Genomic DNA, 21,131 nt, shown 5'->3' on the forward strand with positions numbered 1-21,131 from the left:
CTATTCAGCCGGCTCCAGCCCACCTTCCGTTCCTCTCAAACGCCCTGCGAATCGCCGCTTGATGCGTACCAATGGCGAAGTGATCAGTCCGTGCTCTGCCATCCATGAATGGTAGGCGCGGTACTTGGGGTCTTCGGCCCACAGATGATCTTCCTCGGTGCGCGCGCGCCAGTAGTAAATCGCGCCGACCGCTGCGAGGCACACGGTGTTGCGTACCGTATCGACCACCGAGCCGTTGGTGACGAGGAATGGGAGCGTCGCGAGCCACCAGAACAGGTTCTTGGACAAGTACGCGGGGTGCCGCGTGAAGCGGTAGGGGCCGTTGGTGAGCACCCCTCGATAAGTGAGGTTGGAGAACCGCAGGCCAAAGGCAAATGTCGCCCAGGCATATACCGCGGTCAGCGCGACGAGAGCCGCAGCCCAAAGAGTGATCAGCACCGGATACTCGCCGAGCCAGAAAGTCCAGTTGGCGTCGCCCTTCCCCGGGGTGCCGAACTCGTAGCCGAGCATTCCCGAGCCCATGAAGGTATATACGAACGGCGGGTAACACATCAGCGCCGCGATCCACCCGGCAAGGTAGGGATTACCGCTGCGGATGTGCGCGTCGAGCGGTCGGAACGTGACGAGGTATCCGACAGTGCCGATCTGGACGTCGATCAGGAAAAGCAGGCCAATAAGTGCCATACCCAGCGCCGCCGGATTCGCCGCGATGGCACCGAAGTCGGCATTCACCGCCGCTTCGAATCCCGGTGGCAGAATCGAGATCATGAAGGCGCTGAAGAATCCCTTGATGATCCAGGCGCGCCAGTGGCGTTTGACTTCCTCGAAGTCGTATCCATCGCGGCCCAGCAGCATCGCACCGAAGTGCCACGCATGGTCTCTCGGGTTGACCAGATAGCGGTCGATCCACAGCACATACGGCACCGAAAACACCAGCAGCGGGAACGCGGCCGCCTCCAGCACCCGCATCGCGAACAGATATTGGCCGTCCCAGTACCAGCGCCCGATCGCGTAGAAACATGCGATCGCGATCCATGTCGCCCATAGCCCGACAAGCTTTACCAGCGAGAAGCGCGCCGTCGTGGCAAGCGGCTGGGGCCGGGACCAATCGATCCCCGTCGACGGTCGTCGATGGACTTTGTCGACCGCCAGCGAGACGACGATCATGGGCAGGATGGAAAAAAGCATCCCGCTGACCGCGGCGTAGGGCCCGTCGAGACGCAGGCGTGGCCCCGGAATAGCGAGCGCCTCGGCAATCGCCGGCCAGTTGCGGCAAACCAGTATCCACGCGAACAGGCCCGTGACGCCGGCGATCCCGACCCACGGCGACACATCGCTGCGGGGCAGGTCGTCATTCCCGGGCCGGCGCGCGCTTTCCACGCCCCCTTGCTAACCGGAAACGCTTAAAAGTGCACTTACCGCCTAACGGAAGGCGTGGATCGTACCGTTCTCGTCGAGCACGTACAGCGTCCCGTTGGCGACGACGGGCGGTTGTGCAATCGGCGCCTTCAGCGTCTGGAACAGCGAGGCGGAACCCTCGCCGACGCTTACGCGGTAAATCTGACCGAGCGAGTTGGCCACCCATAGCTGGTTGCCCGCGAGCACCGGCCCGGTCCAGAAGATGGGATCCTTCTTCTTCTCGACATTGCGATAGCGGCCGAGGTCGGTGATCCAGCGGACGCGGCCATTGCCGCGCGCAATCGCCAGCAGCCGCGCGTCGTCGGTGAGCGCGAAGATCCATTCGCCCGCAACCGCCGGCGTCGAAATGCCGGCAAGGTTGAGCTCCCAGATCCGCTGGCCTGTCACCAGCTCATAGGCGGCCATGCGTCCGCCCTGGCCGAGCGCATAGACGCGGCCCGAGTCGATGATGGGATCGGCGTCGATATCAGAAAGGGCTCCCACCTCGGTCGAGATCGACGTGCGCGCGAGCGCATCGGCCCACAGGGTGCGCCCGTTCTCATAGCGATAGGCGACGAGTTCGCCGCTGGAGAATCCGGAGATGACGGTACCCTGCGCCGCCGCGGGGGACGCGACGCCGAACAGCCCGGTCTGGGCGGTGGCGCCGGACTCGTTCCACAGGAGCTTGCCGTCGCTGGCCGAGAGAGCCACGACCTGGTTGTCCTGCGTCATTACATAGACCGAGCCGAATGCCAGGGTCGGTGCGCCGCGCAACGGACCGGCCGGCTTCACTTTCCAGACCTGCGATCCGGTGTTGGCATCGAGGGCCACGACTTCGCCCACGCCGTTGGTAGCGTAGACGCGGCCCCCTTCGTAACTGACACCGCCGCCGAAATTCGCGGCACGGAGTTCGCCGCCAACCTCGGCGGCATGGCTCCAGAGCTTCCCGCCGCTCTGCGCATCGAAGGCATGAACCATACCCTCGGTGTCCGCTACGAACACCTTGCCATCGCCGATCACCGGCACCGCTGCCAGCCGTCGCCGGTCGCTGGATCCGGCTACGTTAGCGGTCCACACCTGAGCGAGATTGTCTGCCAGTGCGAGGTGACCGTAGCTCTTGCCCGCGTTCCCGCCGGGCTGCGCCCATTCGGTGTTCGTCTGCGCTGGCGGTAGCACCACTGCGACGCCTGCCAACGACGGATCGACCTTGGCGGTCTCGACGCGGGAGAGGACCGGAAGGCGGTTGCCGACGGTCGGGGTCACCTTCTTGTCGCCACCACCGCCCAGGACACCGCAAGCGGAAACCCCGAGCGCAAGCGCCAGCGCCGTGCCCGCGCGACCGAAGAAACGAAAAAGCGTGGCAGTGGTCATCGGGTAAGTTGTCCTTGCGGAAATCATTGGACCGGCGTCCGCGTCTCGTTGATCACGGTATCGACATCCTCGATGGCATCGACGCCCAGAAGGCCCGCCATCTGGCGCGTGCGGGAACGGAGGGTATCGGAACTATTGTCGTCCTTGGCGATCGCGGCAAATAGGGCGCCCGCTTCCGCCTGGTTGCCCTGGTCCAGGTGAGCCATCGCCACCAACTCGCCCGCCGGCCCGAAGAACGGGTTTCCGGGAACCGCGAGTGGCTTCAGGCGGGCGATGACATCAGCGGGCTTCGTGGTGTCGTAGCGGGCAGTGACCGCGCGGATGGTAGCGATATCGCGCAACGCCTGCGGCGCGTCTCCGTCTGCCGCGACCTGATCGTAGAGTGCGGCAGCTTCGGCCGGCTTGGCCTGTTCCATGGCAATGCCTGCCTTGAGCAGTCTCGCCGCCGCTTGAGCGCCCTCGCCTCCGTCGGCGATCACAGCGGCAAGAGCGGCATCGCCGCTCGCCAAGTTACCGCTCTCGACCTGGTCCAGCGCGCCGACAAGCTTCTCGCTATCGGCTTCGCGGGCGGCATTCTGCCGGCTTTCCCAAAACAAGTAGCCGCCAAATAGCGCGAGCACGAGCACGACGGCGATCAGCGCAGGTCGGCCGAAGCGCTTGGCAGCGTCGGCATACTGATCCTGCCGCACCGCGTCATCGACCTCGCGCAGCAGCACATCTTCCTGTGCCGCCTGCGCCAGAGCGCGCTTGTCGTCCGCATTGAGCGATTTGTCGGGTCGAAGAGCCACGCGGGTTATCGTCTCGTGTTGGGAGAAATTCGGATGCGGCGGGTCTTTAGCCGATGGGGCGGTCAATTCAACTTACAACCACTGGATGTCCGCCACGGAGTGAACCGCGGGTGAAGCGCTTCAGGGCAGGTCCGGCCTCCCCATCGCACTCGCATACAGCCGGCGGTAGGCGGCAATCATCGCTTCTTCGTTATACGATGCGCGCGCCTTTGACCGGTTGGCCTTGCGCAGGAGACTGCGCGCATCGGCATAGTGGGCCAGTTCGTCGAGCGCATGTGCCAGGGCTGCCTCGTCGCCCGGGGAAATGATAAACGGCCCGTTGGCCTCCGCGACCATGCGGGCGATGTCGCCCACCGCGTAAGCCGCGACTGGGCGTCCGGCCGCCATCGCCTCGACCAGGGAGATTGGAAACTGCTCTGAGTGGGACGAAAGCGCAAAGACGTCGAACAACCCGACAAAACGATCCGGATCGCGAACGAAGCCCGGCAGGTGGACGCGGTGCTCGACCCCAAGCCGTTCGGCTTCCGCGCGAACGGTCTCCCGCTCCGGGCCCTCCCCGACGATGACCAGGTGCCAACACTCAGGCAGCGGCGCACAGACCCGCACCAGCGCGGCGAGGTTCTTTACCGGGCGAAGCCCTGCCATCGTGCCGACCCAGAATTCGCCCGGTCGCTTGATGAGGCCAGGTATCGCATCGTCCGGCGGCGTCCTTGCGAACGCTTCTACGTCGATCCCGTTCGGAATGACCTTCACCCGACCGATGGGCTGCTGCCATGTGGTGAGGGCGATCTCCTCTAGCGTTTCCGAAGGCACCACCAGCGCCCGGGCCCGTCCGAGAGCGATCCGGCGGTACCAGTTGCGGGAGGCCTTCAACCGCACCTGTTCGTCCTCGTTGAAACCGTCCTCATGGTGGATCAATGGGGGCAGGCCGAACGCTTGTCCGAACAGGGTGTTCGCCATTACCGCATCCATCGCGCCCCAGTTGTAGGTCAGCACGAGATCGTATCCGCGCATCGCTTCCGCGAGCTTCTTCAACCGACCCGGCGTAGGCCGGCCCTGAAGCGCGGGAAATCCCGCCGGCCAGTCGACGTTGATCGCTCGCGAGATTTCCGCCGCTGCACCGATCTCCCCGGGCACGCCGGACACGATCGCATGCGCGACTTTCGGGCCGAACGCGTTCATCAGCCGGACCGCGCGACGCTCCTTGCCGCCGCTCGCAAAGCTCGAGTGAAGATGTAGGATGCGCGGGGGCGCCCCTGAACTGGCGGTCATGCGACTTGAGTAAGAAGCCGGTCGATCGCTTCGAGCGTACCGGGTTCCGCCAGGGTCGGCGCATGGCCGATCCGCGGAACCGTAACCAGGTCCATGTCGGGCACGCGGCGTTGCATCTCGCGTGCGGTGTCGGCCGACAGGATGGCCGACAGCTCGCCTCGCAACAGCAGCAGCGGGCGGCCGGCGAGCGCCTCGAAGGCAGGCCAGAGGTCCGTAGCCGCCGGCGCCGCGTGCGAATCGAACGGGTCCGCGATCCCCATGTCATAGTCGTATGCGATCCGCCCGTTCGCGCCGAGCACCATCAGCCGCTTGGCCATGGCCAGCCAGTCGCTCAGCGCGAAGTCCGGGCAGGCATGCCCGTGAAGCTCTTCGAGCTCGCGAGCGGCGTGCATCCAGGTCGGGAAACTCCCGCCGTGACCGACATATTCGCGGATGGCGGCGATGCCGGCCGGGTCTATCTCGGGCCCCACGTCGACCAGCGTCGCGGCGGCGATCTTGTCGGGTGAAATCATCGCGAGCAGCATCGTCATCAGCCCGCCAAGCGAGGTGCCGACCGAAACGAAGCGGCCGATCGCCTCCTGCTCGAGCAAGGCAGTCAAATCGGCTACATAGTGAAGTGGCGTATAGGTCGCGGTGTCCTTCGCGTAGTCGGATTGGCCGCGCCCGCGCATCTCGGGCACGATCACCCGCCATTCGCCCGCCAGGCGCTCAGCCAGCGCCGCTCCGTCGCGCGCGTTGCGAGTGAGGCCATGAAGGATGATCACCGGCGGCCGGTCCTCCCGACCCGGATAGTCGCGGAAATGGAGGCGCAGGCCATCGCCCGATTGCCAGTGGCGGTCGGCCCAGCCGCGCTCGCTCATACGGTCCGAAACGGTTGCCATTTCCATCGGCGCGGCGCGGTCCTTCAGATCGTTCGCGGCTTGTATGGCCGCACCCTTGCCCCCACTATCGCCCGATGAGCGCAGAACCGCAACCTGCCGATTTCCGCCCCGAGAAGCCGCTGCTCGCTCTCGCCGACTGGCTGGCGGATCCGGTGGAACCGGCCGATTTCCCGCGCACCGAACTGCGCTTCAGGAACGACCGCGCCGCCGCGTCGGTGGGCTTGGCTGACCTTACGGACGAGGATTGGATCAGGCACTTCGCCAGGTTCGAGCCGCTGCCCGGGACCCTGCCGGGCCCTCTCGCCTTGCGGTATCACGGGCACCAGTTCAGGGTCTACAACCCCGAGATCGGCGACGGACGCGGGTTTACCTTCGCCCAGATGCGCAGCGCCGACGGGCGACTGCTCGAGCTCGGCACAAAAGGCTCGGGCACCACCCCATGGAGCCGCACTGCCGACGGCAGGCTCACTCTAAAAGGCGCCGTGCGCGAGCTGCTCGCCACCGAGATGCTCGAGGCGCTCGGTGTAAACACCAGCAAGACCTTCTCGATCGTCGAGACCGGCGAGGACCTGGTGCGAGGCGACGAGCCTTCGCCGACACGCTCCGCGGTTCTCTGCCGCCTTAGCCACGGACACATCCGCATCGGGAGCTTCCAGCGCCTCGCGGCGCTCGATGAGCGCGAACACATGGCGCGGTTGGTCGATTACTGCCTCGCGCAGTTCCCCGGACCGACGCCGCCCATCGATGCGCCCGGGCGCGAGAATCCGAGGGTCGTCCTGCTGCACCAGGTGGTCGAGCGGCTTGCCGACCTCGCGGCCAGTTGGATGGTCGCTGGCTTCGTCCACGGCGTTCTCAACACCGACAACATGAACGTGACGGGAGAGAGTTTCGACTACGGGCCGTGGCGGTGGCTGCCAAGCTGGAACCCCGGCTTCACTGCGGCCTATTTCGATCACGCTGGGCTCTACGCCTTCGGCCGCCAGCCCGAAGCGCTCTATTGGAACTGCGGTCAGCTTGCGATGGCCTTGCGCAGCCTCAGCGAGGCGCCACCGCTGCTGGCCGCGCTCGAGCGGTTCGGTCCGCTCTACATGGCAAACGTGCAAAGGCGCTGGCTTTGGCGGCTGGGCGTGACCCCGCGCGGAGAAGAGGCCGACGCAGCTGTCGTCGCGGCGTGCGAAGCGGCCATGAGCGAGGGCGAAGTGAGCCCGGACCTCTTTTTTCATCGCCACCGCTTCGGCCGCGGCGCCGACGGGCCACTCGGCGACGCGCTTGTCGGATACGAGGCGACGGCCAACTCCCATTCGTTATGGGAGGAGGAGGCGCCGCCGTCACTCGTCATCGAGCGGGTCGAAGAACTGTGGGCCTCGATTGCCGAACACGACGACTGGACTCCGCTGCTGGACGAGGTCGAGGCCATTCGCCGGCTGGGCCACGCGCTGGGCCCGCCCCCACTCGCAGCGGGCCATGCGCCGCTGTGAGACGGGTTAACGGTGGAAAGATATTCACCATCTCCCGCATCTGTGCGTAAGGACAACTGCGGTTAGCGCCTAACCCCGTCCCCGGCCCGGAGTAACCATCCCGTTGTCTGCTGCCGAAATCATTTCCTACGAGCCCGCTACGGGCGCGCAACTGTGGCGCGGCGAGATCGGTGATGTCGATCAGGCGGCCGATCGCGCGCGTCGGGCGTGGCCGGAATGGGCGGCGCGGCCGCTCGCCACGCGGGTAGAACTGGTCCGCCGGTTCGCCAACGAAGTGCGCAAGAGCCAGAAGGAATTCGCTGCGCTGATCGCGCGCGAGACGGGCAAGCCGCTATGGGAAGCGCGTACCGAAGTGGAATCGGTGATCGCGAAGGTCGACATCTCGGTCGGCGCCTATGCCGAACGTACCGGTCAAAAGCGCTTCGACAGCGCGCTTCAGGGTACCGCTGCCGTGCGGCACAAGCCGCATGGGGTGATGGCCGTGCTGGGCCCCTACAATTTCCCGGCTCACCTGCCCAATGGACACATCGTCCCGGCGCTAATCGCCGGCAACGTGGTCATCTTCAAGCCGAGCGAGAAGACCCCCGCAGTGGGAGAGTTTCTCGTCGGGTGCTTCCATCGTGCGGGCATCCCCGAGGCGGTGGTGCAACTGCTGTTGGGCGGGCCCGCAGAGGGCCAGGGCCTAGTGGCGCACCGCGATATCGACGGGGTCTTGTTCACGGGCAGCGCGCAAGTCGGAATTGCCATCAATAAGAAGCTCGCGACCAGTCCGGGCAAGATCGTGGCGCTCGAGATGGGCGGCAACAATCCCATCGTGGTGATCGATACGCCCAAGGTGGCGGAAGCCGCCATCCTCGTCATCCAGAGCGCTTTCACCACCGCGGGCCAACGCTGCACCGCGGCGCGGCGCCTGATCGTCAAGGCAAGCATGTACGACGCGCTGGTCAGCGAGATTCGCAGCCTGGCGAACCGCATCGTCTTTGCCGAGCCCTTTGCCGACCCGGCGCCGTTCATGGGGCCCCTGATCGACAATGCCGCGGCCGATCAGTTGACCGAGAGCTTCCTTTACCTGCTGTCGCATGGCGGCAAGGCTATCAAGCATATGCTGCGCCCTGACGACCGACTGCCTTTTGTGAGCCCGGCCATCATCGATGTCACGTCGATGAAGGACAGGCCCGACGTGGAGCTGTTCGGTCCGCTGTTGCAGGTGATCCGAGTGGAGGACTTCGACGAAGCGATCGCGGAGGCGAACAATACGCGCTTCGGTCTCAGTGCTTCCCTGGTCGGCGGCAGTCCGCAGGACTATAACCGGTTCTGGGCCAACGTGCGGGCCGGAATCATCAACTGGAACCGGCCGACCAGCGGGGCCAGCAGCAAGGCGCCGTTCGGCGGTCTTGGCCTGTCGGGCAATCATCGGCCCTCGGCGTTCTACGCCGCCGACTATTGCGCCTTTCCCGTCGCGAGCACCGAAATGGACCAGCCGCGCGCCACGCTGGGAACGGGCTTCCGCGAAGGCGAGGTAAACGCGCCGCGCCGAGTGCGCACTTAGCCCCGGTCCATCGCCGCCGGCGCCTAGGAAGAAGGCGCCCCCCGCCGAAGCGAGAAGCGCCTTCCGCGACCCCCAAAGGGTTCGCGCTTGCGGCCGCGGGTGGGCACGGCCGCGAAGCTGGTTGGCTACCTTAGCGACACCGGGTGCTGCTGCGGTCGATCGAACGGCCGAGAAGGGCACCGCCCGCCGCGCCGAGAATCGCACCCAGCGTGCGATCACCATAGCGGCCGGCAATCTCGCGCCCGAGTAGCGCACCGCCGGCGGCCCCGATGACCAATCCGGTGGTGCCGTTCGAGCGGCGGCAATAGTAGCGGCCGTCGTCGCCCTGCCAGACGCGGGTGTTCGCGTGGACCGGATCGCCATAATACGCCTGATTGGAGCCGTAATTGTTATAATAGCGCTCATCGTTGTAGCGCTGGTAATCGCGACGGTGCTTGCGGCCGTGCTCGGCCTTTGCACCGCTCCATACGGCGCCGTTGTCATAAGCAGCGCTGTGAGACGTGGGGGCGGCGGCGACCGGCGCGGCGAACGCTAGGCCGGGAATGGCCAGGGCGAGCGCGGCGCTCTTAAACATATGGGTCTTCATCAGGAATTCCTTCTTACTCTCGCGACCGAGAGGCTGAGTGGCACCCCTGCTGTCACGTTCATAAATACAAGGATGTTGCTGAACGAAACGCAACGGAGCCGTCAGATTGCGAATTTCCCGTTTCGCTGGAGAAATTCCCAGCTTTTCGGGCCTTGCCGCTGACCGGAGCCCGACCTAGGCCGGCCGCGAAGATGAACGAACCGGCCATCGAACCTGCCTCGGGCCTGCCGGCGGCGCTGGGAGCTTACCTGATCTGGGGCTTCCTGCCGCTTTACCTGATTCTCGTTCGCACGGTTCCGGCCGTGGAGTTTGTCGCCTGGCGGATCATCTGGACGGTCCCGTTGTGTTTCGTCATCGCTGCCCTTCGCCGGCAATGGCCGGAAATCCTCGCCGCCCTGCGCAATCCGCGCGTGCTGGGCTGGCTGGCGATCAGCGCCATGCTTGTGGGCGCCAACTGGCTGATCTATATCTGGGCGATCCAGGCAGGCGAAATCTATGCGGCGAGCTTGGGTTACTACATCAACCCATTAGTGAACGTACTGCTTGGCACTGCATTGCTGGGAGAGAGGCTGAGCCGGCGGCAATGGCTGGCGGTCGCCATCGCCACCGTCGGAATCGCCAGCCTGCTGGCGGGCGCGCTGACCACCCTGTGGATCAGCCTCACACTGGCCTTCAGTTTTGGCACCTATGGTCTCCTTCGCAAGCGCGTGCCGGTGGGGGCCTTGCCGGGCTTGGCGGTCGAAACTCTGCTCCTGCTCGCGCCGGCGCTTGCTGTTGCTGGTTGGTACGGCGCGACGCCGGCGGGCTCGTCGTTCGGCGGCGAACTCGGGATGAGCGTGCTGATCGTGCTCGGCGGGGCGCTGACCGCGATCCCGCTATGGCTGTTCGCAGTGGCCGCGCGGCGAATGGACTATTCCACCCTCGGCTTCATCCAGTTTCTCTCGCCGACGATCGTCTTCGTTCTCGGGCTGACGGTGTTCGACAAGCCGTTGCATGGGGCGGAGCTCTGGGCCTTCATCGCAATCTGGATCGCGATCGCGATCTTCGTGTGGGACCTCTGGTCTCAGGCGCGCGGGGTCAAGGCTCCAGTCGCCAGTTGAGGCTCTCACCGGCATGGAACGGCACCACCGCCGCGCCGTTCGCGTCGAGGGTATCCGGCACGACCCGCTCGATCCGCTCGAGCGAAATCCATTCCTCGTTCTCCGGCAGTCCGTAGAACGCCGGCCCCGCCAGCGAGGCAAAAGTCTCGAAGCGATCCAGTGCGCCCTCTTCCTCGAATACCTGGAGATAGCTTTCGAGCGCGAAGGGGGCGTTGAAAATGCCCGCACAGCCGCACGCGCTTTCCTTGGCCTCGCGCGAATGCGGCGCGCTGTCGGTGCCCAGGAAGAACTTGCCGCTGCCCGAGGTTGCCGCCTTGCGCAGCGCCACGCGATGCTTCTCCCGCTTGGCGACCGGCAGGCAATAGGCGTGGGGTCTGATCCCGCCTACAAGCATGGCATTGCGGTTGAAGTGCAGGTGCTGCGGGGTAATCGTCCCGGCCACATTTGGGCCCGCACTCTCGACGAACGCAACGCCTTCGCTGGTCGTGATATGTTCGAACACCACCTTCAGGCCGGGAAATTCGCGCACCAGCCGAACGAGGTGGCGATCGATGAAAACTGCCTCGCGGTCGAAAACATCGACGTCCGGGTCGGTCACCTCGCCGTGCACGCACAACACCAGGCCGCCCTTCTCCATGGCCGCGAAGACTGGGGCGAGCTTGCCCATGTCGGTCACGCCGTGGGCGGAATTCGTCGTGGCGTTGGCCGGATACAGCTTCGCCGCCGTCAGGACCCCCTGCGCCTTGCCCATTGCCAGGTCCGCTGCGCGGGTCTCGTCGGTGAGATAGGCGGTCATCAACGGTTCGAACGACGATCCGGCTGGAAGGGCCGCACGGATCCTTTCCCGATAGGCGCTTGCGTCGGCGGCGGTGATAACCGGCGGAACGAGGTTCGGCATCACGATCGCCCGCGCGAACTGGCGGGCCGTGTATGCCACCACGCCTGCCAGCATATCGCCGTCGCGCAAGTGGACATGCCAGTCGTCGGGGCGCCTGACGGTGAGGGATTCGGCCATGCGGGTTCCCTTACGCGCCGCCGCTCCTATCTGTCACCCATGCCCGGAACTCGTCTCTTCGATCGCACCGTCGTCCGCGTCACACCCGAGACCGACTGCGAGGACGCCGGTCAATTTTTGCAAGGCCTGCTGACGAACGATGTGATGGGGCCCTTGCCCGTCTACGCCGGACTGTTGAGCGCGCAGGGCAAGGCACTGTTCGACGTGATCGTGTGGCCCGGCGTACCGGGCGAACTGCTGCTCGATTGCGAATCAGCCGTCGCCGACGATCTGGTCAAGCGGCTCTCCCTTTACCGCCTCCGCCGCAAGCTCGCCATCGCCCGGGATGACTCTGTCGCGGTGCACTGGAAGTCGCTGCCCGGCGACGGCGGGGCGGACGATCCGCGGCTCGCGGACTTGGGCGAACGATGGATTGCCCCCGCCTCCGCAGCAGATGAGGCGGCCGACGATGCCTGGCGCGCCCACCGCTTGTTGCTGGGCGTCCCCGAGGGCCGGGTGGAACTCGGCGACGTGCTCTGGCTCGAAACGAATGCAGCCGAGCTAAACGGCGTGAGCTTCAGCAAGGGGTGCTATGTCGGCCAGGAGAACACCGCTCGGATGAACTGGCGCCAGAAGGTCAACCGCCGCCTCGTCGTGGTACCAATCGGTGAGTCCGACGAGGCGCGCCGGCGGGCGGCGTATCCCAAGCTCGGGTTCGCGGTCGACCATCTCAGGGTCGAGGCTATTCCCCCGGCAGCCCTTCCCCACTGGATGCAATTGGCCGAATGACCCGCTTCAGGGGTTGGCCGGCCCGCTGAACGAATTGCGCTCGGTCCACGCGCAGCCGCTCCGCTGTTCGCCCGTAACTTCGAGGGTCGCAACGAAGGGATAAGTCCGGTCGCTCATCCCGTCGGAGCATTCGCCCGGAGTGACCGCCAGCACGAAACGCGCGCCTTCGTAGATGCCCGTCCAGGACACCCCGCCCCGGCCCGCGAATCGGGATACCGCGAAGTCGGTGCCATCTGGGTTGTCGGGATGCGAATACGTGAGCGCCGTGCCTTTAACCTGGCCGCCCCAGAAGGGCTCGGTGCCGACGAATTTCACGGTCTCGTCGGGGGCGATGCCGGCGAATGCCGTCTCGTAACCGGCTTCCTCTTCCTCCAATTTCTGCGGTCCCGGCGAGGCGCCCTGTTCCGAGGGGGCTGACGAACCAGCCTGCGCCGGATCGCTTTCGACGGCCTGTTCGCTCCCGCACGCTGCAAGGCCAAAAAGCAGCGCGGCAGCCGCCGCCAGTATGGAGATATTCATATCGTTTGGACGCTCCCGACAGTCGGCGGTTCCGGTTTCGAGGAACGCGGCATCGGCCTCGAGCGTTGCAAAGGCAACCAGTTCAATAGTTCCGAAGGCAATGGCCATGCGGGTCAAACCCACCTTTCTGGGTGCGTGTGCACTCGTCTCGATTGCCGGGGCTGTCGGTGGCGCCACGATCAACACCCAGCCCATCCAGCGGGCAGGCATCGGCTCCGAGATGCTACCTCGAACCGATTTCGCCTTCGATCCGTCGGACGACGGCCTGCCGCGCGAAGCGCCGCCCGAGCACTACGCGATGAACACGCCCGAAGGACGGATCGAAGTTGCCGAACTCGCCGACCGAGGCCTTTACTCCCAGCAACGCTTCGGGTGGAGCGAAGTGGCTTACGAGCCGCCCCCACCCCCGGCATGGCCGGAACCGAGCGGCGAGTGGACGACTGAGGTCGCCAGCGCCGAGCCGGGCATCGACCAAGAGCCCGCCCGCCCCCCGGAGGAAATGCCTCGCGAAGAGCCGGTGAATCCGCGGATCATCGACGTGTCCGCGGAGCTCGCTTCGCTCTAGCCGTCCATCAGGACCACGTCCCAGTGATACCGGTTGTCGGCGACCAGCGCGGCAATCGAGGTCGGCGCGCCATCGCCAAGCTGCTTGAACAACATGTCGTCGACGTTCGTTTTCGCTTCGTCGGCGAAGTACATTTGCGCCGGCAGCCGATGCGCCCTCCCGCGAATATCGAAGTGGATGTGCGGCGTGCGCATCCCGATGGGGGAGCCGTATGCTGCCGGCTTGACCGTGGTGATCTTCCAGGTTCCGTCCGCGCCCGTGACGAGGCTGGCGTAGCCCTGGAAATCCGGGTCAAGTGGCGCCGTGGCAGGATCGTTCGCATGATCGTATCGGCCTGCCGCATTGGCCTGCCACAGCTCAAGCCGCGCGCCTTCGATTGGCTGGCCTAGGCGGTTGAGCACCCGGCCGGTAACTTCGATTATCTGCCCTTTGGCGCGTTTGCTCCGCCCTGCGACGCGCGTCAGGTCCGCGTCGGCGTCCATCGGCTGGATGACCGGATAGAACGGCCCGACCATCGATTCTTCGGTAAGCCTCAGCGCCTGGCCGAAGACGCTTCCGCTTGCGAGCACACCGATCGTGCCGGCTGCAAATGCCCGGCGGCCCATTCGCAATGTCTCAATTGTCACGCTGCCCTCCCCCCGAGGAACGCGACCGCGGTCAGATTACCCGCAGTGGCCGGCAGGAGTCAAAGGGGGCGATCGGGAACGCCGGCCCCCTGCGGACGCTTCTTGGGGGCAGGACCAATGGAGATCCCCATGAGCGAGAGCACACGCACGCAGGCCATGCCAGAAGATAAGGACGATCATCCGCCGGCCCGACCGGGGACCGCCGAGACCGCCGGCAAGGGCGGCGGCGGGGACAGCGGCGGCGGCCCCTATCCCAACCCGCACACAGGCAAGGACAGGACGGGCAAGGGCGGTGACTTCGAGGGTGGCCAGAGCGGCGGCAAGGGCGGCGGCGGAACCGGCGAAAGCGATCTATCCGGCCTCTAGGCAAGGCCTTCCGGAACATGGCGACTCGCGCGGTGTTGACCCTATGCCAACAGCACAGGAGGTCGTGATGGCAACCAAGACCAGCGGCGAGCGCGAGCTCATCGAGCCCAACAAGGGCGACAAGCGATACGTGCGCCGCAACGACGACGGCACCTTCGGCGAGACTGTCGACCAGTCTCGCTCCTTGAGCCGCGACGCCCAGCGCCATTCGAATACGAAGAAGCCGCGCAACCAAGGCGACAAGGGCGACTAGGCCGGTCGGCCCCGATCGATGGCGGAACGGATAGTCGGCTGGCGGATCGCGGACGGTGACCGGACCAAGCTGCTCGAACGGTTCCCGCCGAGGTACTCGGAAATCGTCGCCGACCACGTCACGCATGGCCGTGCCGACGAGGCGCCTCCGCTGCCGGACGCGCCCAGTGCGTCGGTCATCGGCCATGCCGACGACGGTGCTGGGGTCGAGGCACTAGTGGTCGCCATCGGCGGATCGCCGGCGCGGTGGGACGGCAGCCGCTACCACATCACATGGTCGCTCGCGCCCGGCCGCGAGGCCAAGGAAAGCAACGACGTCATCGCCACGCGCGGCTGGGAGCCGGTCGAACGCAACCTTGAAGTCCGGCTGATCGCCGCGGATTGGCCCTAGCCCGCAACGGGACCGGAGCCGGCGCCAGGCCGGCTCCGGGGAGGCGCATCAGGGAAGAGTGCGCGCCTCCTTAAGGTGTCCCTCGACGACCGGGGCCGTCTTGGCGGCAAAGTCCTTCAGCGTCCCCTCGCCGCGCTCGGCGTGGCCCTGCAGCAGCGACAGCGCGGCGGTATGCGCGGCGACCTGCTGCTGCTTGAAGGTCCGATCGAAGTTGTCGCCTGCCGACTTGAGCGCATCGAGATCGCTGCGCTGGCGGGCCGTCATCTGGGGGTTGACCGTGAGGTTCTGGCTGCCCGCCGCTGCCTTGAGATCGGCGCTCGACTTGGTGTGATCCTTCACCAGCATCGCGGCGAAGTCTTTTACTTCCTGGCTCTTGGCGCTCTGCTGCGCAAGCTTGCCGGATTCGATCTCGAACATGTCGCTCGCGGCGATGGCATCGACAAAGCGCTGTGCATCAGCCGGAGCGGCGGCTTCGGCGCTCGCTGCGGCGGCATTGCCCGCCCCGGATTCAGTGAGGCTCGTGCCGGCTTCGCCCGCCTCGCCGGTTTCGGTGCCGGTGCCCGAGCCCGAGCAGGCGCCGAGCGCGAGCGTGGCGGCGGCGGTGAAGAGGAGAGTGGTTTTCATGATCGCAGGATCCTCGTGCGCATTAAAGGTGCACTCGCAACCGACAGGAATCGCCTGAGTTCCGCGCAAACGACCAAAATTCTCGTTCCTTTGCATCGACTTAACATAGGTTGGACCATCCGAATGGAAGCCGAGGTCGGGGCCGCCGACAGGATTGCCAAATGTTAATCCGGGACACCCCCGGCACGTCCCCACGTTGCCGCCGGTAGAACGCACCGCTGCGTTCGGCTCACACTGAAGAAGGGGACTGATATGGCTGTCAACAATGGTAACGATCACGATCGGCACGACCGCGCGGCTGATGCCGCCGGCGGCGGGATGCGCCGCTGGTTGCCGTGGATCATCGGGGCTCTCGCTCTGCTGCTCCTGCTGCTGGCGCTTCGCAGCTGCGACGACGATCGCGGCGAAGCCGGCACCGAGACCGTAATCACCGGAGACACTACGACCGTGACGCCCGCCGGCACCGCTGCCGGAACCGCCGCCACGGGCGAACCGTCCGCTTGGAACAGTGCGGCGTTCACCAGCTACCTCGGCGGCAACGAGCCGGTCGGCCGTGCCTTCGCGCTCGACCAGGTGAACTTCGCCAGTGGCTCGTCGTTGATCCGCAACGAAGCGCAAGGCCAGATCGCCGAGGTCGCTGCCGCGCTGAAGGCACGCCCGACGGCGCGCGTATCGCTGCGCGGCTACGCCGACCCGGCGGGCGACGCCGCCGCCAACCAGGAACTGTCGGAAACCCGCACCCAAGCGGTGCGCAACGCGCTGATCAAGGCGGGCGCGGGCGAGAACCAGATCGCCGCCGCCAGCGCGATGGGCGAAACCGGCAATGCCGCGACCGAGGCCAACCGCCGCGTCGAGATTACCGTGACCGCGCGGTAAGAAATCGATCCAGGGCTCGCGCTGGCTGATACCGGCGCGGGCCCACGGGGGCCTAGCCCGGTGTGGTGTCTTGTTCGTGCTCTCCGGGCGGGTCGAGACGCACGATCCAGTCGGGATAGCCGCTTTCGGAAAGCACGATATCGTCGCTGTGGACCATGTCGCTGCCGGTCTCGATCCACCCGCGGCCATCGCAGGTGGGGCATATCGTCCGCTTCGAACGCTGGCTGGCTAGATCGAACTCGTTGTTCCACTGGCCGTGCCCGGCGCACAAAGGGCAAATCCGGTCGAGATTGCCCGACCGGTGGCGGAACGGAATGCCGTCGAACGAATGGCGATCGCCGGGCGAGAGGTTCGCCACGACGCGGCTTTCGTGCGCCACGGCGGCTAGCCCTTCTTCGCCCGCGCGCCCTTCTTGCCGAGCTCGGACTGGGCGGCGCTGCTCTTGCGCGGGTTGCTCTTGCCTTCCTTGCCAGCCTTGGCGTTGGCGCGTTGAGCGGTCGCGCTGCCCCTGCCTTTCTTCTCCGCCATTGCAGTCTCCTCGAGAGAGGAATGACCGGCGAGCGGCGGCGTTCCGGGGCGGAAGGCCTGGCAGGGATCGGCTATCACGGGAAAGTCGTCGGGCACGCCACTGCCGGCGAGCTCAAGCGGCTGGTCGAGAACTTGTGCCGGCGGCGCCTTCCGCCTGACGCGCGTTCCGCCCTACTGGGCGAGGACTTGTGCCTCGGCGGCTTCGTGGCGCGCCAGGCGGGTGGCTTCGGCCTGTTCGGCCTCGGCTTCGCGGCGGGCGAGGCGAAACACCTCCGCCTTTTCGCGATCAACCACCACGCGGCGGGCCTGATCGGCCAGCGCACGCCAGGTCTTGGCAGAGCGAAGCGCGCGTTCGCGCACGTTGTCGAGCACGGCCACTTCGGCCTCGGCGGAAGCTTCCTTGGCGCGGGCGTCGTAAAAATCGAAGGTCTGGCTCATGGGGCGCTCCGGCAAGGGACTCGGGTAGACGGCATTCCGGGCGCAGCGCACACAGGCGCCGCGCCCGGAGGTATGCTTAGGCGGCCGACAGGTTGACGGCGCTTTCCTTGCCATTGCGGCCGGCTTCGACATCGAAGTTGACGCGCTGGTCTTTGCTCAGCGTCTGCATGCCCGCTGCCTGGACGGCCGAGATGTGGACGAAGCTGTCGGCCGAGCCGTCGTCGGGCTGGATGAAGCCGTAGCCCTTGTCGTCGTTAAAGAACTTTACGGTGCCTACTTTGGCCATGGGTGTTTCCTTTCAAGAAACGGTAATGCCGCCGGGCGGAAATGCCGGGCCGGTCGTGCGTCGGGTCTCAATTGAAAGGAAGTCGTCGTCTAATTTGCGCCCCATGCCGTCAGGCAGAATGGCGGTCGTCAAAAGCCGAAGTCCGTCGCAAAATTCGACGTCAGCGAGGCTTATATAGCACGGGTACCCCGATTTACCTAATCGGGCGTATTTTCCCGGCCATATCAAGAGCTCGCGACGGCTAGCGGCCGTTCCAGCGCTGGGCGGTGCGCTCCACCGCCATGAGGTCGGGATAAGGCCGGCACAGCAGCCCCGCGGCGTCGGGCGCGCCGTCGAGCCAGTCGTCCCAGTCGCTGCGCCTGAGGATCACCGGCATGCGGTCGTGGACGTCGGCGACGTTGAGGCACGCCTCGGTCATGACCATCGAGTAGGCCGGTCCCCATTCGGGGGTGTCGCGCCAGATGCCGGCGACGGCGAACAGCTCCTCGCCCGGCAGGGTGAACCAGGTGCGCGTCTTGGCGCCCTTCTCGCCTTCGGCCTCGGCGAACGCGGTCACCGGGATGAGGCAGCGGCGCTCCTGGAACGAGTAGCGCCACATGAAGCTGTCGAGCTTGTCGGCGCGCGCGTTGTTGACCGGGCGCGGCTTCGATCCGGGCCTGGCGTCGCGCGGCTTGAAGGGGAAGCCCCAGACCATAGAGCGGACTTCGCCGCGAGCGAACACCAGCCCGGGATAGCCGGGGTAGATCTCCTCCGGCGCGTTGCTGCCGCCGACCACGATGCCTTCGAACAGCCGCGCGACTTCGGCGGCGGACCTGGTCATGCGGTAGAGGTTGCACATCGCCCCATGATAGTGCGGACGAGGCGCCGGGCAAAGGGCGAGCCCCGCTATGGAGCCCGCCCCGCCCTTGGTTACTTGGGCATCAACACCGTATCGATGACGTGCACCACACCGTTCGAGGCGTCGATGTCGGTCTGCGTCACGGTGGCGACGTTGCCCGCGGCGTCGGTCAGGGTAACCTTGCCGCCGTCGGCCTTGGCGGTCAGCACCGCGCCGTTGACGGTGGTGAGCTTCGCGCCCGCCGCGCCGGCGGCGCCGATCGCCTCGGTCAGCGCGGCGGCCAGCGTCTCGCCCTCGACCACGTGGTAGGTGAGGATGCCGGTGAGGTCCTCCTTGCCGGCGGGGCTCATCAGCGTATCGCGCGCAGCTTGGGGGACCTTCTCGAACGCCGCATTGGTCGGCGCGAACACGGTGTAGGGACCGGGGCCCGACAGCGTCTCGCCCAGCCCGGCCGCGGTAACCGCGGCGACCAGCGTCGAGAAGTCGGGATTGCCCTGCGCGACTTCGACGATCGTGCCGGCGGCGGCGGTCTCGTTAGCCATCCCGTCGGCCATGGCCGCTTCGTCGGTGGGGGCGGCGGTCGTCTCTTCGGGTGCTTCGCTGCACGCGGCAAGGGCAAGCGCCCCGGCCGAGGCGAGCGCGATGGTCAGTGTTCTCATGGTTTGCGTCCTTCGCTTGTCGAATAATGACGTGCGGAAGCGCGGCGAGCCCGCGCGACCGGGCGGAGATACGCAGCCACTGCGCCGGCGGATGCATGGAAGCGGCGAAAAAGTGGCCGGTGCGCGGCAATCGGGTTCGCCTCGCGCCAGGCGCTTCGCTAGAGCCGGCGCATGCGACTGACCCGGATCCGCGACCTGACCCTGGAAAGGCCGCTCTCGTCAGGGCACGCGTTCGTGTCGGCCGCCAGCGGGCTGGTCGTGAAGGGCCGCCGCCTCGGCGTGGTGGCCGACGACGCGCACGATCTCGCGGTGTTCTCGCTCGAGGACGATGCGCCCGGCAGGCTTGTCGGCCTGATCGAGGGCGACCTTCCCCGAGACGCGGCGGCGCGCAAGAAGGTGAAGCCGGATTTCGAGGTACTAGTGGCGCTACCCTGCGCGGGACGAGATCGGCTTCTGGCAATGGGTTCGGGTTCGAGGCCAAGGCGGATGCGCGGCGCGATCATCGATCTGCCCGTCTCGGGCGAGGCGCCGAGCGTGCGACTGATCGACCTCGCACCGCTGTTCACCGCCCTCGCCCCGGTGGTGCCGGAGGTCAATCTCGAGGGCGCGGTGGTCGAAGGCGACCGGCTGCTGATGTTCAACCGCGGCAACATGCGGTCCCCGGCGTCGCATGTGGTGGAGGTGCCGCTGGCGGTGGTGCTGAACGGCAGGCCGGCCACCGCCAGGCTCCGCGCAGAACTGGCGCTGCCGGTGCTGTCCGGCGTGCCGCTCACCGTGACCGACGCTTGCCGGCTGGACAACGGGCACATCCTGCTCTCCGCCGTCGCCGAGGCGACCGCCGACAGCTACGCCGACGGCGCGCTGATGGGCGCGGCGATCGTGGAGCTCGACGGGCAGTTCAACCTGCTGGGCGTCCAGCCGCTCGACCCGCCGATCAAGGTGGAGGGCATCGCCGCCCGCGCCACCGAAGGCGGCCTGCACCTGCTGTGCGTGACCGATGCCGACGATCCGTCGCAGGCCTCCGGGCTCTATGCGGGGCTCTACGAAAGGCCGCGGTGAGCGCGGCCCGGCGGTCAGCCGATGGTGCGGACGCCCTCGTCGGCCCAGTCGCGGTCGACGTCGACGCCCTGCTCGGCCCAGCGTTCGCGGGTCCAGCAGCGGACGCGCTCGACGCGGGTGCCGGTGACGGCCTCGATCCGCATGCAATAGCGGGTATCGGCGGATCCGGCCGGGGCGGTTGCGGGGCGCGTGTCCTGCATCGCGGCGGCCGGCGCGGCGGCGGCAAATGCAGTGAGCCCGAGAACCCATTTCCTGGTCGCCATTTCGTGTCTCCTTGCAGGCAACGCTGGGGCGACTCCGATACCACCGATCGGCCCGCCGCGCGAGCTTGCGCCGCATCCCCGATCGGGGCAGCATCGCGGAGCCATGACCGAGCCCGCCGACGCCGCCCGCTACGCCACCTTCGCCGAGTTCTGGCCGTTCTACCTGCGCGAGCACGCGCGCCCGCTCACCCGCGCGCTGCACTACGTGGGGACGAGCCTGGTGGTGGGGATCGCCGCGTTTGCGGTGGTGACCGGCCGCTGGTGGTGGCTGCTGGCGATGCCGGTGGCGGGCTACTTCTTTGCGTGGCTCGCGCACTTCACGGTCGAGAAGAACCGCCCCGCGACCTTCACCTACCCCCTATGGAGCCTCGCCGCCGACTTCCGCATGTGGTGGCTGTGGCTGACCGGGCGGCTGGGGGCGGAGTTGCGGGCTGCGGGGGTGGGCGAAAATGCTTCGAGCTACTAGCTTAGACAAACACCAATGCGACATCAGCAATGCCTAGGGGGGCAATCATCACTATGCCGAAGCAACGTGTCACTGTTTGGGGTGAGGTCATTCTGATTGACGTTCACCAAGTGTCAAAATCCGTCTGGACCGCCTCCGGTGAATACATGGGGCAGCGCATTGATACCAA

At 66.5% G+C, this 21,131-nt stretch carries 28 protein-coding genes; 11 read left to right on the forward strand and 17 right to left on the reverse strand.

The window, feature by feature from the left end; all coding sequences use genetic code 11:
* From ACWPM1_RS11300 to ACWPM1_RS11320, 5 genes are all read right to left on the reverse strand, one after another.
* Positions 1-1,380: a methyltransferase family protein gene (locus tag ACWPM1_RS11300; RefSeq protein ID WP_455694928.1), complete on the reverse strand. Its 1,380-nt coding sequence runs from the start codon at positions 1,378-1,380 to the stop codon at positions 1-3.
* A 42-nt stretch (positions 1,381-1,422) separates the two neighbouring features.
* Positions 1,423-2,769 (reverse strand): outer membrane protein assembly factor BamB family protein, encoded by a 1,347-nt coding sequence (locus ACWPM1_RS11305; RefSeq protein WP_455694930.1) that lies wholly within the window; start codon positions 2,767-2,769, stop codon positions 1,423-1,425.
* Between the two features lie 23 nt (positions 2,770-2,792).
* Positions 2,793-3,557, reverse strand: coding sequence for a tetratricopeptide repeat protein (locus ACWPM1_RS11310; RefSeq protein ID WP_455694931.1), 765 nt, complete (start codon positions 3,555-3,557; stop codon positions 2,793-2,795).
* Between the two features lie 120 nt (positions 3,558-3,677).
* Positions 3,678-4,829, reverse strand: a complete 1,152-nt coding sequence (locus ACWPM1_RS11315; protein ID WP_455694932.1) for a glycosyltransferase — start codon at positions 4,827-4,829, stop codon at positions 3,678-3,680.
* On the reverse strand, positions 4,826-5,716 hold the full coding sequence (locus ACWPM1_RS11320; RefSeq protein ID WP_455694933.1) for an alpha/beta fold hydrolase: 891 nt from the start codon (positions 5,714-5,716) through the stop codon (positions 4,826-4,828). Before ACWPM1_RS11320 ends, ACWPM1_RS11315 begins: the two co-directional genes overlap by 4 nt.
* A gap of 68 nt (positions 5,717-5,784) precedes the next feature.
* Between ACWPM1_RS11320 and ACWPM1_RS11325 the strand changes: the two genes are divergently transcribed.
* A complete protein-coding gene (locus ACWPM1_RS11325) occupies positions 5,785-7,188 on the forward strand; it encodes a protein adenylyltransferase SelO family protein (protein ID WP_455694934.1) in 1,404 nt (467 codons plus the stop codon).
* Positions 7,189-7,291: 103 nt separating this feature from the next.
* Positions 7,292-8,737, forward strand: a complete 1,446-nt coding sequence (gene astD, locus ACWPM1_RS11330; protein WP_455694935.1) for a succinylglutamate-semialdehyde dehydrogenase — start codon at positions 7,292-7,294, stop codon at positions 8,735-8,737.
* 130 nt (positions 8,738-8,867) lie between these two features.
* On the opposite strand, the gene ACWPM1_RS11335 is transcribed toward astD, so the two are convergent.
* Positions 8,868-9,323 (reverse strand): glycine zipper 2TM domain-containing protein, encoded by a 456-nt coding sequence (locus tag ACWPM1_RS11335; RefSeq protein ID WP_455694936.1) that lies wholly within the window; start codon positions 9,321-9,323, stop codon positions 8,868-8,870.
* Between the two features lie 191 nt (positions 9,324-9,514).
* Between ACWPM1_RS11335 and rarD the strand changes: the two genes are divergently transcribed.
* Entirely contained in the window at positions 9,515-10,423 is a 909-nt protein-coding gene (rarD, locus tag ACWPM1_RS11340) for an EamA family transporter RarD (RefSeq protein WP_455694937.1), read from the forward strand.
* Here the strand turns inward: rarD and pyrC are convergent.
* A complete protein-coding gene (gene pyrC, locus ACWPM1_RS11345) occupies positions 10,401-11,438 on the reverse strand; it encodes a dihydroorotase (protein WP_455694938.1) in 1,038 nt (345 codons plus the stop codon). The two genes, rarD and pyrC, sit on opposite strands and share 23 nt — an antisense overlap.
* Before the next feature lie 39 nt (positions 11,439-11,477).
* Between pyrC and ygfZ the strand changes: the two genes are divergently transcribed.
* Positions 11,478-12,206, forward strand: coding sequence for a CAF17-like 4Fe-4S cluster assembly/insertion protein YgfZ (ygfZ, locus tag ACWPM1_RS11350; RefSeq protein WP_455694939.1), 729 nt, complete (start codon positions 11,478-11,480; stop codon positions 12,204-12,206).
* 6 nt (positions 12,207-12,212) lie between these two features.
* Here ygfZ and ACWPM1_RS11355 read toward each other — a convergent pair whose 3' ends face one another.
* Positions 12,213-12,833 (reverse strand): COG3650 family protein, encoded by a 621-nt coding sequence (locus ACWPM1_RS11355; RefSeq protein ID WP_455694940.1) that lies wholly within the window; start codon positions 12,831-12,833, stop codon positions 12,213-12,215.
* Here ACWPM1_RS11355 and ACWPM1_RS11360 point away from each other — a divergent pair.
* Entirely contained in the window at positions 12,826-13,290 is a 465-nt protein-coding gene (locus ACWPM1_RS11360) for a hypothetical protein (protein WP_455694941.1), read from the forward strand. The genes ACWPM1_RS11355 and ACWPM1_RS11360 overlap by 8 nt on opposite strands.
* Here ACWPM1_RS11360 and ACWPM1_RS11365 read toward each other — a convergent pair.
* Positions 13,287-13,916: a dioxygenase family protein gene (locus ACWPM1_RS11365; protein WP_455694942.1), complete on the reverse strand. Its 630-nt coding sequence runs from the start codon at positions 13,914-13,916 to the stop codon at positions 13,287-13,289. The genes ACWPM1_RS11360 and ACWPM1_RS11365 overlap by 4 nt on opposite strands.
* 129 nt (positions 13,917-14,045) lie before the next feature.
* Between ACWPM1_RS11365 and ACWPM1_RS11370 the strand changes: the two genes are divergently transcribed.
* The 3 genes from ACWPM1_RS11370 to ACWPM1_RS11380 all read left to right on the forward strand — a co-directional run bounded on the left by ACWPM1_RS11370 (position 14,046) and on the right by ACWPM1_RS11380 (position 14,925).
* Complete coding sequence (locus tag ACWPM1_RS11370; RefSeq protein WP_455694943.1) at positions 14,046-14,282, forward strand: hypothetical protein; 237 nt, start codon at positions 14,046-14,048, stop codon at positions 14,280-14,282.
* A 67-nt stretch (positions 14,283-14,349) separates the two neighbouring features.
* The gene (locus tag ACWPM1_RS11375; RefSeq protein ID WP_455694944.1) at positions 14,350-14,535 is read left to right on the forward strand and encodes a hypothetical protein; all 186 of its coding nucleotides are present in this window, start codon (positions 14,350-14,352) and stop codon (positions 14,533-14,535) included.
* An 18-nt stretch (positions 14,536-14,553) separates the two neighbouring features.
* Entirely contained in the window at positions 14,554-14,925 is a 372-nt protein-coding gene (locus ACWPM1_RS11380; protein ID WP_455694945.1) for a hypothetical protein, read from the forward strand.
* A gap of 48 nt (positions 14,926-14,973) precedes the next feature.
* On the opposite strand, the gene ACWPM1_RS11385 is transcribed toward ACWPM1_RS11380, so the two are convergent.
* Complete coding sequence (locus tag ACWPM1_RS11385) at positions 14,974-15,549, reverse strand: DUF4142 domain-containing protein (protein WP_455694946.1); 576 nt, start codon at positions 15,547-15,549, stop codon at positions 14,974-14,976.
* 252 nt (positions 15,550-15,801) lie between these two features.
* Between ACWPM1_RS11385 and ACWPM1_RS11390 the strand changes: the two genes are divergently transcribed.
* Entirely contained in the window at positions 15,802-16,425 is a 624-nt protein-coding gene (locus ACWPM1_RS11390; protein ID WP_455694947.1) for an OmpA family protein, read from the forward strand.
* 52 nt (positions 16,426-16,477) lie between these two features.
* Here the strand turns inward: ACWPM1_RS11390 and ACWPM1_RS11395 are convergent, their stop codons facing one another.
* From ACWPM1_RS11395 to ACWPM1_RS11420, 6 genes are all read right to left on the reverse strand, one after another.
* Positions 16,478-16,804 (reverse strand): hypothetical protein, encoded by a 327-nt coding sequence (locus ACWPM1_RS11395; RefSeq protein WP_455694948.1) that lies wholly within the window; start codon positions 16,802-16,804, stop codon positions 16,478-16,480.
* Between the two features lie 5 nt (positions 16,805-16,809).
* A complete protein-coding gene (locus ACWPM1_RS11400) occupies positions 16,810-17,049 on the reverse strand; it encodes a hypothetical protein (RefSeq protein WP_455694949.1) in 240 nt (79 codons plus the stop codon).
* 75 nt (positions 17,050-17,124) lie between these two features.
* Positions 17,125-17,391 (reverse strand): hypothetical protein, encoded by a 267-nt coding sequence (locus tag ACWPM1_RS11405; protein WP_455694950.1) that lies wholly within the window; start codon positions 17,389-17,391, stop codon positions 17,125-17,127.
* A gap of 76 nt (positions 17,392-17,467) precedes the next feature.
* Positions 17,468-17,677 (reverse strand): cold-shock protein, encoded by a 210-nt coding sequence (locus ACWPM1_RS11410; RefSeq protein ID WP_455694951.1) that lies wholly within the window; start codon positions 17,675-17,677, stop codon positions 17,468-17,470.
* Positions 17,678-17,918: 241 nt separating this feature from the next.
* Positions 17,919-18,515 carry an SOS response-associated peptidase gene (locus tag ACWPM1_RS11415; RefSeq protein WP_455694952.1) on the reverse strand — a complete coding sequence of 199 codons (597 nt, stop codon included), beginning with the start codon at positions 18,513-18,515 and terminating at the stop codon, positions 17,919-17,921.
* A 71-nt stretch (positions 18,516-18,586) separates the two neighbouring features.
* Complete coding sequence (locus tag ACWPM1_RS11420; protein WP_455694953.1) at positions 18,587-19,174, reverse strand: fasciclin domain-containing protein; 588 nt, start codon at positions 19,172-19,174, stop codon at positions 18,587-18,589.
* A gap of 171 nt (positions 19,175-19,345) precedes the next feature.
* On the opposite strand from ACWPM1_RS11420, the gene ACWPM1_RS11425 reads away from it, so the two are divergent.
* On the forward strand, positions 19,346-20,233 hold the full coding sequence (locus ACWPM1_RS11425) for a DUF6929 family protein (RefSeq protein ID WP_455694954.1): 888 nt from the start codon (positions 19,346-19,348) through the stop codon (positions 20,231-20,233).
* Between the two features lie 14 nt (positions 20,234-20,247).
* Here the strand turns inward: ACWPM1_RS11425 and ACWPM1_RS11430 are convergent, their stop codons facing one another.
* Complete coding sequence (locus ACWPM1_RS11430) at positions 20,248-20,496, reverse strand: hypothetical protein (protein ID WP_455694955.1); 249 nt, start codon at positions 20,494-20,496, stop codon at positions 20,248-20,250.
* A gap of 103 nt (positions 20,497-20,599) precedes the next feature.
* Between ACWPM1_RS11430 and ACWPM1_RS11435 the strand changes: the two genes are divergently transcribed.
* Positions 20,600-20,962 (forward strand): Mpo1-like protein, encoded by a 363-nt coding sequence (locus tag ACWPM1_RS11435; protein WP_455694956.1) that lies wholly within the window; start codon positions 20,600-20,602, stop codon positions 20,960-20,962.
* The last annotated feature ends 169 nt before the right edge of the window (positions 20,963-21,131 follow it).

It is taken from the genome of Tsuneonella sp. HG249 (genome assembly GCF_053819205.1).

Coding starts and splice junctions, on each gene's coding strand:
- ACWPM1_RS11305 (WP_455694930.1), bottom strand. CDS start 2,769: ATGACCACTGCCACGCTTTTTCGTTTCTTCGGTCGCGCGGGCACGGCG.
- ACWPM1_RS11315 (WP_455694932.1), bottom strand. CDS start 4,829: ATGACCGCCAGTTCAGGGGCGCCCCCGCGCATCCTACATCTTCACTCG.
- ACWPM1_RS11320 (WP_455694933.1), bottom strand. CDS start 5,716: ATGGAAATGGCAACCGTTTCGGACCGTATGAGCGAGCGCGGCTGGGCC.
- ACWPM1_RS11325 (WP_455694934.1), top strand. CDS start 5,785: ATGAGCGCAGAACCGCAACCTGCCGATTTCCGCCCCGAGAAGCCGCTG.
- ACWPM1_RS11335 (WP_455694936.1), bottom strand. CDS start 9,323: ATGAAGACCCATATGTTTAAGAGCGCCGCGCTCGCCCTGGCCATTCCC.
- rarD (WP_455694937.1), top strand. CDS start 9,515: ATGAACGAACCGGCCATCGAACCTGCCTCGGGCCTGCCGGCGGCGCTG.
- pyrC (WP_455694938.1), bottom strand. CDS start 11,438: ATGGCCGAATCCCTCACCGTCAGGCGCCCCGACGACTGGCATGTCCAC.
- ygfZ (WP_455694939.1), top strand. CDS start 11,478: ATGCCCGGAACTCGTCTCTTCGATCGCACCGTCGTCCGCGTCACACCC.
- ACWPM1_RS11360 (WP_455694941.1), top strand. CDS start 12,826: ATGGCCATGCGGGTCAAACCCACCTTTCTGGGTGCGTGTGCACTCGTC.
- ACWPM1_RS11355 (WP_455694940.1), bottom strand. CDS start 12,833: ATGGCCATTGCCTTCGGAACTATTGAACTGGTTGCCTTTGCAACGCTC.
- ACWPM1_RS11370 (WP_455694943.1), top strand. CDS start 14,046: ATGAGCGAGAGCACACGCACGCAGGCCATGCCAGAAGATAAGGACGAT.
- ACWPM1_RS11375 (WP_455694944.1), top strand. CDS start 14,350: ATGGCAACCAAGACCAGCGGCGAGCGCGAGCTCATCGAGCCCAACAAG.
- ACWPM1_RS11380 (WP_455694945.1), top strand. CDS start 14,554: ATGGCGGAACGGATAGTCGGCTGGCGGATCGCGGACGGTGACCGGACC.
- ACWPM1_RS11385 (WP_455694946.1), bottom strand. CDS start 15,549: ATGAAAACCACTCTCCTCTTCACCGCCGCCGCCACGCTCGCGCTCGGC.
- ACWPM1_RS11390 (WP_455694947.1), top strand. CDS start 15,802: ATGGCTGTCAACAATGGTAACGATCACGATCGGCACGACCGCGCGGCT.
- ACWPM1_RS11405 (WP_455694950.1), bottom strand. CDS start 17,391: ATGAGCCAGACCTTCGATTTTTACGACGCCCGCGCCAAGGAAGCTTCC.
- ACWPM1_RS11410 (WP_455694951.1), bottom strand. CDS start 17,677: ATGGCCAAAGTAGGCACCGTAAAGTTCTTTAACGACGACAAGGGCTAC.
- ACWPM1_RS11415 (WP_455694952.1), bottom strand. CDS start 18,515: ATGTGCAACCTCTACCGCATGACCAGGTCCGCCGCCGAAGTCGCGCGG.
- ACWPM1_RS11420 (WP_455694953.1), bottom strand. CDS start 19,174: ATGAGAACACTGACCATCGCGCTCGCCTCGGCCGGGGCGCTTGCCCTT.
- ACWPM1_RS11425 (WP_455694954.1), top strand. CDS start 19,346: ATGCGACTGACCCGGATCCGCGACCTGACCCTGGAAAGGCCGCTCTCG.
- ACWPM1_RS11430 (WP_455694955.1), bottom strand. CDS start 20,496: ATGGCGACCAGGAAATGGGTTCTCGGGCTCACTGCATTTGCCGCCGCC.
- ACWPM1_RS11435 (WP_455694956.1), top strand. CDS start 20,600: ATGACCGAGCCCGCCGACGCCGCCCGCTACGCCACCTTCGCCGAGTTC.